This is a genomic window from Synechococcus sp. RC10A2, from assembly GCF_047502605.1.
The window spans coordinates 1-12,639 of the sequence record NZ_JANSHP010000045.1 but is presented as its reverse complement, the minus strand read 5'-3'; the positions used below and the strand labels follow the sequence as shown (position 1 = coordinate 12,639).

Sequence of the window (12,639 nt, the reverse complement as noted above, 5' to 3'; positions counted from 1 at the left end):
CAAGCTCGGCTAACCTGGCAGGTGGATCCCTGGGGATCCTGGCAGGTGCGCGGCGAAGACGCCCGTTGGTGCATCCAACTGGAAGGTCACACCCAGCGGCCTGGGCAAACCGTCTTCACCCCTGGCCCGGAAGGGATGCGGCGCAACTGCCGCGACACCCTGGCCGGCCATCTGCAGGTGCGGCTGTGGCAGCGCAACGGCCAGGTCTGGACGCAGGTGCTTGCGGCCAGCAGCTCCCAAGCCGGCCTCGAGGTGGGGGGAGAAGTTCCGCGATCCTGGCCAGGGCATTGTTGAACGTTGGCGGATATCTACACCCCCGTTGGACTTCCCAAAAAACGCTCTTGTGCTAGAATACCTAAGCCACATTGATAAGCTTCCATCTCTGGATAGGAGAGACGGGTCTTCAACCGTGGCTGTTTCGCTTTTCTTGCAGGTAGATAGCTTGCGCCTGTAGCTCAGTGGACTAGAGCACGTGGCTACGGACCACGGTGTCGGGAGTTCAAATCTCTCCAGGCGCGTCACGATCCCAGATGATTTTTCGTCTGGGGTATTTACCGTCCCTTAGTTGGCCTGAATCCTGTGTTAGGATTAGGCCTATCAAGTCCGCCTTGATGCAGGCGTAGGGAGCCCGAGGATCATGTTTGAACGCTTTACGGAAAAAGCCATCAAGGTGATCATGCTGGCCCAGGAGGAGGCCAGACGGTTGGGTCACAATTTCGTTGGCACCGAGCAAATCTTGTTGGGGTTAATCGGCGAGGGCACTGGGGTCGCCGCCAAAGTTCTCAAGTCCATGGGAGTGAACTTGAAGGACGCCCGCATTGAAGTCGAGAAAATTATTGGCCGGGGATCCGGCTTTGTGGCCGTCGAGATCCCTTTCACTCCCCGCGCCAAGCGAGTGCTGGAGCTCTCCTTAGAAGAAGCTCGCCAGCTCGGCCACAACTACATCGGCACTGAGCACCTGCTCCTGGGCCTGATCCGCGAAGGGGAAGGGGTAGCTGCTCGCGTCCTGGAAAACCTGGGGGTGGATCTGTCCAAGGTGCGCACCCAGGTGATCCGCATGTTGGGCGAGACCGCCGAAGTGACGGCAGGGGGTGGGTCTTCCAGCCGCACCAAGACGCCAACCCTGGACGAATTCGGCTCCAACCTCACCCAATTGGCCCAAGAGGGCAAGCTGGATCCCGTGGTGGGTCGGACGCGGGAGATCGAGCGCGTGATCCAGATCTTGGGCCGCCGCACCAAGAACAACCCCGTTCTTATCGGCGAGCCGGGCGTGGGCAAGACCGCCATCGCCGAAGGTCTGGCCCAGCGCATCGTGCAGGGGGACGTGCCCGACATCTTGGCCGACAAGCGGGTGGTCAGCCTGGATATCGGCCTGTTGGTGGCTGGCACCAAGTACCGCGGCGAGTTTGAGGAGCGCCTCAAGAAGATCATGGATGAGATCCGCAACGCCGGCAACATCATCCTGGTCATCGACGAGGTGCACACCCTCATTGGAGCCGGGGCTGCCGAAGGGGCCATCGATGCCGCCAACATCCTCAAGCCGGCTTTGGCCCGCGGCGAGCTGCAGTGCATCGGCGCCACCACGCTGGATGAGTACCGCAAGCACATCGAGCGGGATGCCGCCCTGGAGCGTCGCTTCCAGCCCATCATGGTGGGCGAGCCGAGCGTTTCAGAGACGATCGAGATCCTGTTTGGCCTGCGGGAGCGCTACGAGCAGCACCACAAGCTGAAGATCTCCGACGCGGCCTTGGAGGCAGCGGCCAAGCTGGCCGACCAATACATCTCTGACCGCTTCCTGCCGGACAAGGCCATCGACCTCATCGACGAGGCGGCTTCGCGGGTGCGCCTGATCAACTCGCAACTGCCGCCGGCGGCGCGGGAGCTGGATCAGGAGCTGCGGCGGGTGCTTAAGGAGAAGGATGCCGCGGTGCGGGCCCAAGACTTCGACAGGGCCGGCGAGCTGCGGGATCGGGAGATGGAGATCAAGCAGCAGATCCGCGCCATTGCGGCGGCCAAAAAAGCCGAGGAAAGCAGCCGCCAAGAGATGCCAGAGGTCACCGAAGAGGACATCGCCCAAGTGGTGAGCGCCTGGACGGGCGTGCCAGTGGCCAAGCTGACCGAGAGCGAGTCGGAGAAGCTGCTGCACATGGAGGAAACCCTGCACCAGCGCATCATCGGCCAAGATGAGGCGGTGCGGGCCATCTCGCGGGCCATTCGTCGGGCTCGCGTGGGGCTGAAAAACCCCAACCGTCCCATCGCCAGCTTCATCTTCTCCGGCCCAACAGGGGTAGGCAAAACCGAGCTGACCAAAGCCCTGGCGGCCTACTTCTTCGGCTCCGAGTCGGCTATGATCCGCCTCGACATGTCGGAGTACATGGAGCGGCACACGGTCAGCAAGCTGATCGGATCCCCGCCCGGATATGTCGGCTACAACGAGGGGGGGCAGCTTACGGAAGCGGTGCGGCGCCGTCCCTACACGGTGGTGCTCTTCGATGAGATCGAGAAGGCCCACCCGGACGTGTTCAACCTGCTGCTGCAGATCCTGGAGGACGGCCGCCTGACCGACGCCAAGGGCCGCACGGTGGACTTCAAAAACACCCTGATCGTGATGACCTCGAACATTGGCTCGAAGGTCATCGAGAAGGGTGGTGGCAGCCTCGGCTTCGAGTTCAACACCAACGACGAAGATGCGAACTACAACCGCATCCGCAACTTGGTGCACGAGGAGCTGAAGCAGTACTTCCGCCCCGAGTTCCTCAACCGGGTGGACGAGATCATCGTCTTCCGGCAACTGACCAAGGAGGAAGTGAAGCAGATCGCCGACATCCTGCTCAAGGAAGTGTTCGACCGCATGAAGGAGAAGAAGATTTACCTCACGGTCAGCGATCGCTTCAAGGATCTGCTGGTGGAGGAGGGCTACAACCCCAGCTATGGGGCACGTCCGCTGCGCCGTGCTATTCAGCGCCTGTTGGAAGACATCCTGGCAGAAGAGATCTTGACTGGCCACGTCAAAGAGGGATCAGAAGTCCTCATCGATGTGGACGAGGAGCGTAAGCCCAAGGTGCTGGTCACGGAGCCGGAGCGGGTGCTCTTGCCCCAGGGAGCGGAGTAAAGCTGCCGCCTCCCCTTCAGGTTCTGGTTCTTAGGAAGACAAGGGATCCGCTGCTGTTCTCGGATCCCTTGCTCTTGTCCTTCATCTGTGCTGTCGTTCTAGGAAGTTGTCTCTAGAGTCAAGGGATTGGCCGTAGGAGAACTTTGGCATGGTGCAATCGACCTACTACTATGGCGGCGCTCCGGTTCGGACTCCGCCTCCCGATTTGGCTTCGCTGCTGCTGCAAGAGCGCATTGTCTATCTGGGTCTGCCCCTGGCCGAGGAGGCGAATGCCAACGTCACCAAGCTGATTGTGGAACAATTGCTGTATTTGCAGTACGAGGATCGGGAAAAGCCGATCAAGATGTACATCAACTCGACGGGCACCTACAGCTACGACACGGCAGCTTTTGCCATTCTGGATACGATGAACTACATCAAGCCGCCGGTGCATACCATCTGCATTGGCAATGCCATTGGCATGGCGGCCATGCTGTTGGCGGCGGGCGCCAAGGGGTTCCGGGCCAGTTTGCCCAATGCCACGATCGTGCTGCATCAGCCGTATGGGGGCACCCGTGGACAGGCCAGCGATATTGAAATTCGCACCCGCGAGATCTTGACCTTGCGCAACATGATGCTGGAGGAATTATCTCGCAGCACGGGCCAGCCCATAGAGCGCATCAAGAAGGATACGGAGCGGCTGTTTTTCATGACTCCGGAAGAGGCCAAAGCCTACGGTCTTATCGATCAGGTGTTGACCAGCTCCAAAGCCCTGCCGAAGTTGGCAACAGCCAAAAGCTGAAGCAGAGGGATCCGTCGATGGTTCAGGTCCCTGTACAGCCTTTAACGGCGGAGGAGTACCTACGCCTCAAAAGCTGGCCTTATGAAGGACGGCTTGAACTTGAAGACGGGTATATTCGGGAAGTGCCAACTGAGGAGCGCATTAACACCCTCATTGAGCTGTTTCTGATTGCGGAATTGCTCAAGTTTTTGCCCGTCCAACGCCTGAGCTTGGGCCAAGTTGAGGTCGAAGTGCCCGCAGCCAAGGCTCGGTTTCGCAACCCAGATGTGATGGTTTTACATCCTGACCATGTGAGCTTGCTGGGGAACGGTCGCGGAACCCTTCGGCTGCCCATGCCCCCGCCGCTGCTGGTGGTGGAAGTGGTTTCTCCTGGAATAGACAATGAAAAACGTGATTATCAAGACAAGCGCAAAGACTATGCTGCCCGTGGGATCCTGGAATACTGGATTGTGGATCCCGCCAAGCAGTCGGTGTCGCGCTGGGTTGGCGGGGAATACGAAGACGAGGTTAAAACCGGCCCTGAACGCATTGTTTCCTCGGTTTTGCCCCAGCTAGATTTGAGCGCGCAAGACCTCTTGCAAGCGCATCGTTCTGTGTAGTGTTCTGTACTTTGCCAGGAGAAACTTATGCCGATTGGAGTGCCTCGCGTTCCCTACCGTCTGCCCGGTGAGCCCTACAGCCAGTGGATCAGCCTCGACGACCGCCTGTACCAAGAGCGGATCTTGTTTATCGGCGAGCCCATCGACGACAACCTGGCCAATACCATCGTGGGGGTGATGCTCTACCTCAACTCCCAGGATCCGCAAAAGGATATTGTGATGTACATCAACTCTCCTGGTGGCTCTGTAACGGCGGGCATGGCCATTTACGACACCATGAACCACGTCAAGCCCGACATTGTTACCGTTTGCGTGGGCCAAGCAGCCTCGATGGGGGCCTTCTTGCTGGCTGCCGGCACCAAGGGAAAACGCTTTGCCCTGCCCCACTCCCGCATCATGCTGCACCAGCCTTCCCTGGGGATGATCCAAGGTCAGGCCAGCGATATCGAAATTCGCGCCCGCGAAACTTTGCGGGTCAAGCGGCGTATGAATGAGCTCTTGGCGCAAATGACTGGCCAGCCGCTGGAGAAAATCGAGCGGGATGTGGAGCGGGATTTCTACCTCTCGGCTACGGAAGCCCAAGCCTACGGCATTGTAGACCGAGTGATCCAAGAGCGCTCGGAAGCAATGGCCGGCTAAGGGGGATTTTGGCTCGCTGCAAAAAGACGGCCTGGGCAAGATCCCGAGTAAGATTAGGGAGCTGAGGACTGGCTCGCTGTGGTTTGACCGTTTGACGGGCCTGGATTCCGGCAGGTGTGATGTTCCCCGGCTTATACGGTACTGGTTCTAGGGTGCCGGGAGAGGGGCTGAGGATCCCTGGGGTAGCTAGGATAAGGCGGAGTGGACCGAGAGATTTGCATCCGGTGAACCGAAAGCATTGGGTCAAAAGGAGCAGTGGATGGGCCAGTCTGCTGGTGTTCCTGCTGTATCCGCCGAATCAGGCCTTGGCTTTGCCCCCGGCTTCTGAAATCCCTGAGGAGGTGCTGCGGGCGCAGCCAGATTTGCAGGCTCGCTCTCCGGTCGATAATCAGCCCCTCACCGCTGGCGAAGCTCTGCAACTCCAGGCAGCCCTGGCAGCCCGGCCCGAAACCGGATCTGTTTCTCCAGAGGTGGAGCGGCTGATCTTTTTGCTCAAGCTGCGCAGGGGTTTCCGCGACCTGTTTCCTTTTTTGTTCCCATAGCCCTCCTAGCTAGCCCAACAGTTTTCCGAACCCTTAGGGGCGAGGGGGAAATACCACAGGGATCCTTTTCTGGTAGCGGTAAGGGCCGGCGCGGGATCCCCAAGTTTGTTGGCCGGTGGTGGCGTCGAAGCCGCGATCCCAGGTGATGAATTCCTGGGCTGTGAGGTCAAACTCGATGTGGATGTAGGTGCTGTCGCCGGGGTTGAGGCGGCAGCCACCGCCCGGCAGCATCTGGCCGTGGTAGCAGTCTGCGCGCTTTTCTACGAGGATGCGACAACCGGGCAAATGCTGCAAGTCAGACAGAGAAAGCTGCGCCAAGCGCTGCAGATCCTGAGAGGCACCTGCCCAAGCCGCTTGATCCCGCAACTTATAGTTCTCGATCCGCAAGGGATCCGCCAATACCTGCAGCACCCGGCTGCGGTAAAACCGGCCCGGCGTGTGCTCGTTAAATTGCTCGGTAAAAAAGCCGATTCCTTCTGAAAACAGGTGGGGAAGGCGCACGTACCAAAGGCTCACCGGTACAAACCACACCGGTTCTGCCATGGCTTGGGCGCGGTTGCTGTAGTAACCTTCCAGCCAATCGGCAAAAGTATTGAGGTCGGAATCGGAAGTTGCCGCAGCAGAAGCTGTCATATGCAAGAAGGAGGATCGCCTGTCTTCGGGATTTCTCGATCCTAGGGTTATTCTCACCCCCAACCCTGCTTCCGGAGGGAGAAGGTTGGGTGCCGAACCGGAGGGCTCAGTGTTGAGGAGCTTGCTCTGCTGAAGGCAATTTTTCTTCTACTATAGAAAGCTATGACAAAACTCACCCCCAGCTCCAGCTACAGCATTGCTCTACGTCTGCGCCTGCCCAACCAGCCAGGAGCGCTGGCCCGTGTTACCCAAGCTATTGCCGAGGTGGGAGGCAGCCTCAGCCAGATCGACCTCATCCACCAATCGGCAGCCGAAACGGTGCGGGAAATCTGCGTGGATGCCGTTAGCAGCGAGCATGCCGAGCAAATTCGCGCCGCTGTTGCCTCTTTGCCCAACGTAAAAGTGGAGCGGGTGGTGGATCGCACCTTTGAGCTGCACCGGGGGGGAAAGCTACAGGTGGTGGCCAAAAGCCGCCTGGAGAGCGCCGCCGATCTGGCCATGGCCTATACCCCGGGCGTGGGTCGGGTGGCGCTGGAAATTGCCGCCGATCCCAGCGCTGTGTATGAATACACCATCAAGGGCAATTGCGTTGGCATCGTAACCGATGGCAGCGCCGTGCTGGGCCTGGGGAATATCGGCCCGGAGGCGGCTCTGCCAGTGATGGAGGGAAAAGCAGCCCTGTTCAAACGCTTTGCTGATATCGATGCTTTCCCGCTCTGCCTGGCCACCCAGGAGGTGGGGGAAATTGTGGAGACGGTGGTGCGCCTGGCGCCGGGGTTTGGCGGCTTCAACCTGGAGGACATCAGCGCCCCCCGCTGCTTTGCCATCGAGTTGCAGCTCAAGGCCCGTCTCAACCTGCCGGTGTTCCACGACGATCAGCATGGCACCGCCATTGTGGTGCTGGCAGCGTTGTTGAATGCCTTGAAGGTGGTTAAAAAAAGCCTAGAGGAGGTGCGCATTGTCCTCAACGGGGCAGGAGCAGCCGGTATTGCGGTAACTCAACTGCTGCGACGGGCCGGGGCCAGACATATCCTGGTCTGCGACCGCCAAGGGATCCTCAGCCGCTCCCGCGCCGACCTCACCCCCGAGAAAGCTGCCGTTGCCGTTGAGGAGAGCGGATCCCTGGCAGAGGCTTTGGTGGGAGCAGATGTGTTCATCGGGGTGAGCGTGGCCAATGCTTTGACACCAGAGATGGTGGAGAAAATGGCGCCGGATCCCATTGTCTTTGCCTTGGCCAACCCGGTGCCAGAGATCCAGCCCGAGCTGGTGGCAGATCGAGTCGCCGTGATGGCCACCGGGCGCAGCGACTACCCCAACCAGATCAACAATGTGCTGGCCTTCCCAGGGGTGTTCCGCGGCGCTCTCGATTGCCGCGCCAAGCAGATCAACACTGAGATGTGCCTGGCTGCCGCCCAGGCCATTGCCAATTTGATCCCACCGGAAGATTTGGATCCCCAGTGGATCATTCCCTCGGTCTTCGATGGGCGGGTAGTTCCTCAGGTGGCTGCCGCCGTGATCCAAGCTGCCCGCCAAACAGGAGTGGCCGGGATCCCTTGAGGGTTCCCCCTGGCCAAAAGCGGGTGGAAGGCAGCAGGAGCCCCGCACTGTACCCCCCTCAATCCCCCCGCCCCCCTGCCCCCCGTATACGGGGGGTTGGGGGGGAAGGGGGGCGGTCGGAGCCGGGTAGTTTACGATTTGCTTTTGCGGAGATCCGCACTATCAAATTGCTCTATCCACAACTCCCAGCAATCGGCGCGCCGGTTGCAAAGTTGCTCAAGATATTTGCAATAAGATCTTTGGGCTCTGACAGAGTTAACCGGAGACTTGCTTGTTATTTTTGTTACAAGATCGGGGATCCTCTCTACCTAGAGTCGAGGAAGCCGGACTAAGTCCTGATAGGCTGGAGGAAAGTTTGGGATCCCTGCCATGTTCTACCTGCCGGTCTCGCTGCTGTTGTTTTTCATGCTGGTGTTGCTGCTGCCTTTCCTCTGGCTGGGGCTGGCAGTGGATGTGGTGGCGCTGGCGGTGGGAAAGCTGGGGTTCTCGCGGGAGGGAGCGCTGTTACTGCTGCTGGCCATCCTGGTGGGCAGCTCGGTCAATATTCCCCTCTATCGAGTGAAATGCGAGGTGACGCTGGTAGAAGACCTAGCTAGCTTGTGGATGCGGCAGTTTTGGGGGATCCCTTTGACCAAGCTTTCCCAGGAGACGGTGATTGCCTTAAACGTGGGCGGGGGGCTGATCCCGGTGCTCTTGGCCGTATACCAATTTGGGCGGGCCGATAGCGTGCTGATCCTGGCGGTAACGGCGCTGGTAACCTTGGTCAGCTACTATGCTTCCCACGTGGTGCCCGGGATCGGCATTCAGATGAATCCTCTAATTGCCCCAGCTACAGCAGCCTTGGCCGCCATGTTCTGGGCTGGAGATCAGGCGCCGGCGGTGGCCTTTGCTGGCGGGGTTTTGGGCACGGTGATCGGAGCGGATCTGCTGCACTTGCCGGAGGTGCTGCGGCGCAATTGCTCGGGCATTCTCAGCATTGGCGGGGCCGGGGTTTTCGATGGCATTGCTCTCTGTGGCCTGTTTGCCCTGTTGCTGAGCTAAACCAGCAAATAGGTGAGGGAAAGGGTAACAGCCTGGCCGGGATCCAGCCAGCGCAAGTCGGGATCCCCTTCGGGGGCACGCTGGGTCAACTCCTCGAGGAGAATTTGCGTCCATTCCAGCGGCCCATTGAGCAACAGCGGCGAACGGGCTACCCCCAGCTTGCGGGCCATGGTTTTGAGGGCTTCCAAGCTGGCCGACAAGGGGCGAGTGCTGGCCACAAACAGCAGCTCGGTCAGCCCCTGGGCATGGCAGGTGAGCAGATCGGGATTGACGGCAGAGCGCGAATTGCCAGCCATCTCAGGCAGAGGTGGCAAAGTCAGGCTGCTCTTGGCCTCCAGGCGCAGCGGCAGGGCAAAGTCCTCCTGGGGCATGGGGGCCAGCAGGTGCAGTTGCCCGCTGGAATCGACCATCAACAGGTACCCGAACAGATCCTGCTCGCCCTCGTTGCGCAGAGTGAGATAGAGGGGATCCCCGCGCATAAAGCGTGGCATGCCTGGCTCGCCAGGAGCAGCGGCCCCTTGGGCAAGCCGTGACCCCCGCAAGGGTTTGCCCTTGGTGGACAATTCCCCCACCACCGCCAGCGGCGAGATTGCCGCGTTGAGGGTAGCCCGCAGGCGCTTGGCCGCCAGCAGATGGGCCAGACGGGGCACCAGCCGCTGCACTGCCGTAGCGGCAGCTTCCCCAGCCGGCCCGCAGGAATTGAGCAGCAATTCTCGCCCCGGCCAAAAGAGGCTGTAGCTGTTGACTTCCAGGGGTTTGGGCAGAGCGTCCAATTGAAAGGCGGCGGCCATTTCGGGGGTGATGCGGCCCAGCAGGCAATCCACCTGGCGCTCGCGCGGGTTGGCCGTCTCCATCCAGCTGTAGCCGGCGATGGCGTTGGTCAGATCTACTTTTTCAACGCGGCCTAAGTTGTCTTCCAGACCCACCAAAAGCTTGAGGCTGCTGGAGAGGCTGCGCAACTGCTCCCGCACCAGCGTGCCCACGGGGGGAAATTGACCTTCCCCGTTGGCCGGCTGCACCTGTGCCAACAGGCCGCTGCGAGAACGAATCAGCAGCGGCACCGGCGAGGCGGTGGAAGGCTCGGCAGCAATGGGAACCAAAAGAGTACCTGGCTGCAAGCCGCAGAGTGCCGCCGGTGGGATCCCACCCAGCCACACCTGGGCCCGATTCCCCTTCACTTCCTGGATGGCGCCGCTGACTCCCACCTGAGGGGGGGTGAGGAAGTAGGGCGGGATGCGCCGAGCCGTTTCTTTGCCCTCCAGGATGGGGCGCTGACAAGCAAACAGGCCCAGCTCCCGCTGACCGGCCACTTGGTTGAAGGCTATCAGCAGGCGGGTGGCAGGTGTGGTCTCCCACAGGTACTGCGTCAACAGGTAGGTGAGTATCCCTGCATGAAATCCCGGCCAAGCGGCTTCTGCCGCCAAATCTTGGGGGGTGGTGGCGGCAATTAACAACCCCTTGGGCGGAGAGGGCCAAATCTGCTGCACTTCACCAGAAGGCAGGCGACCGGGAGCCACCGCCTCTGGGGAGGTAGAGGCTACTTCCTTGGGGACTTTCGGCGGGCGGGAGCGCAGTTGCAAGTTGCCCCGTACTGCGGGTGCAACATAGGTAAAGCCACAATCGAGTACGGTCGTGAGCTGGGCTGTGCCCAAGCTTTGCACAAGCTGGAAAAAGCGCTCCAGACCCATAGCCGCCGCTTCTTCAGGGCCAGCCAACAGCAGCGCCGGCTGCCAGCGCTCGGGCGAAGATCCCGCCCGCCATTGGCCGTAGCCGCTAAACTGCACCACTACCGTTTCAGCCGTCTGACTTGCACTTCCCAAGTGCTCGGCAAAGGCTGACTGGATCGCGCTTGAAGTGGCAGCTCCATCGGTGAGGATGAGAATGTCTGCCGGGTCAAAGCCAAAGCGATACCGCAGCAGCTCCCGCTGCAGCTCCACATCCGTGACACACCCCTGTAACGGGGATCCCTCGCCGGGGTAGCGGTTAATGCCTATCAAGAGAGCCAACTTGCGGGAGCTGGCCGCCAAAGCTTGCCCGTAGCGCTCAGCCTGACCCACCAACCAGCCGGGAGAGAGACCAAGGCCGGCAGCAACCAGGAGTAACTTTTGTAGAAAAGACCGCCTTTCCATGTCAACCCTGTGGGCTGCCTCGCTGGCGTAACAGCCACCCTGTTGGCGAACGAGCCACAGCTCAACTCTGCACCGGATCTGTTGCTGCCTATTTCAGGATATCCCCACCCCTCCAGCTTTTTCGAGGGATCGGGTGACAGTTTTTGGCGTTTCGTTTACATTCTTGGCGGGATCCCGCCTCAAGTCCTTTCCGTCTGGGGATACCGACGCCAAGGCCGCTTAGGAGTTCAGCTAGAAACGGCAGGAGGCCCGCCCTTTTCCTCCTGTACACGGGGGATACGGGAGCGTGTCAATCAACAGCCGCGCAGCAAAACAGAGCGTTGGCGGTCGAACAGTTGGGCGTTTTCTCAACTGAGGCAGTTTCTGCACTCCAAGGCGGTGGGGCCGGGGTCAAGGTTGTGGTGGTGCCGCCTGCCGACAGTTTGCAAACCGGCCACCGATGTTTATGGCTTGGCCAGCAGGAAGGGAAGCGTTTTCGTTGTGTGAACCCGGCCTGGGGCTGGGAAGGGGAGGCAGATTTTAACGGTGCCAATGTGATTGCGGTTTTGGGGGCTGCTGTAAGCCGGCCTGCCCCCCGTACACGGGGGGTGTGGGGGGCCCTTGGTTGGCTTGCCAACTGCAGGGCTACCCAAAGCCTGCACTCTATGTGTCAGCATGAGTGCGGGCAATTTACAAAATAGGGCAAGTGAGCCCCCCGTTCCGGCCAATGGCAGCGGAGGAAAGGGATCACGATGAACCCAGCCAAAACTAGACAGCACAGGCTGTAGTAGAGGTGAAAGCTCCCGATGGGATCCACCTGTTCCACTACCCCTCCTCCCAGGGATCCCAGCGCTAGAGCCAGGATATTGTTCAAAGCATGGGCCAGGATGGGTAAGCTCAAGGAGCGTGCTTTCAGGTAGAGCAGCCCCATCACCAGGCCAAACACCGTCAGCCCAAGTGGGTTAGGGTGCAGTAGGCCAAAGACCACGGAAGAAGCCAGCAGGCCTCTGTCAAGCCCCCACTTGAGGCTCCAGCGGTGGAGCAAAATGCCGCGAAACAGCCATTCCTCCGTTATGGGGGCCACCACTGCAATCGAGAGCCAGCGCAACCCCTGGTACACCTGCGGCCAGGCTGTCTCCCCCTCCTCTTCCCCCAGGGAGTCCAGCATCGACTCCGCCAGCTCCGGGAAAGACAGCGACACCCAGTAGAGCATCAGCAAAGTGGTGCCCATGGAGAGCACAACCAAAGCCGGCACTACCCGCAGCAGGGATCCCCAGGGAATCGCAGCTCGCCAGTTGCCCCACAGCCGCCTCATCTGCAAATGGGCTCGTCGCCCGCGCTGCCAGCTCCAGATACAAGTGAGCACAAACGTGACGCAATAGACAACGTAGGCCAGCACCGGATCGTCCGAGGGCAGAGGCAACAGCCTGGCCAAAGCGACAACCCCCAGACCCACCCCCCCGTTGATCGACAGGAAAGCCAGCAGCAGATAGCGGGCCTTCAGCGCTGAAAATCCGGCTGAACCCGGCTCGGCAGGCGGCAAGGCGGGGGATCTGGACATAAAAAAGTAAGAGGTACAGCCTTTTAATTTAAAATAGGGTACAGGTATTCAAGAGGAAGGAGAGAA

The 12,639-nt window shown here is 60.2% G+C and carries 11 protein-coding genes and 1 tRNA gene; 9 read left to right on the top strand and 3 right to left on the bottom strand.

From position 1 onward, the window contains the following. The 7 genes from NW848_RS06390 to NW848_RS06360 all read left to right on the top strand — a co-directional run. A partial coding sequence (locus NW848_RS06390) for a tocopherol cyclase family protein (RefSeq protein ID WP_414508399.1) occupies positions 1-294 on the top strand: 294 nt, incomplete at its 5' end. A 150-nt stretch (positions 295-444) separates the two neighbouring features. Next, positions 445-518, top strand: a tRNA-Arg gene (locus NW848_RS06385). Positions 519-637: 119 nt separating this feature from the next. Further along, on the top strand, positions 638-3,112 hold the full coding sequence (locus NW848_RS06380) for an ATP-dependent Clp protease ATP-binding subunit (protein ID WP_011429552.1): 2,475 nt from the start codon (positions 638-640) through the stop codon (positions 3,110-3,112). Between the two features lie 148 nt (positions 3,113-3,260). After that, the gene (locus NW848_RS06375; RefSeq protein WP_011429553.1) at positions 3,261-3,893 is read left to right on the top strand and encodes an ATP-dependent Clp protease proteolytic subunit; all 633 of its coding nucleotides are present in this window, start codon (positions 3,261-3,263) and stop codon (positions 3,891-3,893) included. A gap of 17 nt (positions 3,894-3,910) precedes the next feature. Continuing rightward, positions 3,911-4,492: a Uma2 family endonuclease gene (locus tag NW848_RS06370; protein ID WP_011429554.1), complete on the top strand. Its 582-nt coding sequence runs from the start codon at positions 3,911-3,913 to the stop codon at positions 4,490-4,492. A 27-nt stretch (positions 4,493-4,519) separates the two neighbouring features. After that, positions 4,520-5,131, top strand: a complete 612-nt coding sequence (locus NW848_RS06365; protein WP_011429555.1) for an ATP-dependent Clp protease proteolytic subunit — start codon at positions 4,520-4,522, stop codon at positions 5,129-5,131. 224 nt (positions 5,132-5,355) lie between these two features. Next, on the top strand, positions 5,356-5,673 hold the full coding sequence (locus NW848_RS06360; protein ID WP_414510847.1) for a hypothetical protein: 318 nt from the start codon (positions 5,356-5,358) through the stop codon (positions 5,671-5,673). A gap of 33 nt (positions 5,674-5,706) precedes the next feature. On the opposite strand, the gene NW848_RS06355 is transcribed toward NW848_RS06360, so the two are convergent. Further along, on the bottom strand, positions 5,707-6,306 hold the full coding sequence (locus NW848_RS06355; RefSeq protein WP_071813501.1) for a chromophore lyase CpcT/CpeT: 600 nt from the start codon (positions 6,304-6,306) through the stop codon (positions 5,707-5,709). A 162-nt stretch (positions 6,307-6,468) separates the two neighbouring features. Here NW848_RS06355 and NW848_RS06350 point away from each other — a divergent pair, with 162 nt between their 5' ends. Beyond that, complete coding sequence (locus tag NW848_RS06350; RefSeq protein ID WP_011429558.1) at positions 6,469-7,863, top strand: malic enzyme-like NAD(P)-binding protein; 1,395 nt, start codon at positions 6,469-6,471, stop codon at positions 7,861-7,863. Positions 7,864-8,232: 369 nt separating this feature from the next. Next, a complete protein-coding gene (locus NW848_RS06345; RefSeq protein ID WP_414508400.1) occupies positions 8,233-8,904 on the top strand; it encodes a DUF1614 domain-containing protein in 672 nt (223 codons plus the stop codon). Here the strand turns inward: NW848_RS06345 and NW848_RS06340 are convergent. Together NW848_RS06340 and NW848_RS06335 are read right to left on the bottom strand one after the other, a co-directional pair. After that, entirely contained in the window at positions 8,901-11,033 is a 2,133-nt protein-coding gene (locus NW848_RS06340; protein WP_011429560.1) for a caspase family protein, read from the bottom strand. The two genes, NW848_RS06345 and NW848_RS06340, sit on opposite strands and share 4 nt — an antisense overlap. A gap of 649 nt (positions 11,034-11,682) precedes the next feature. Then, a complete protein-coding gene (locus tag NW848_RS06335; protein ID WP_414389892.1) occupies positions 11,683-12,573 on the bottom strand; it encodes a lysostaphin resistance A-like protein in 891 nt (296 codons plus the stop codon). Positions 12,574-12,639: the final 66 nt, after the last annotated feature.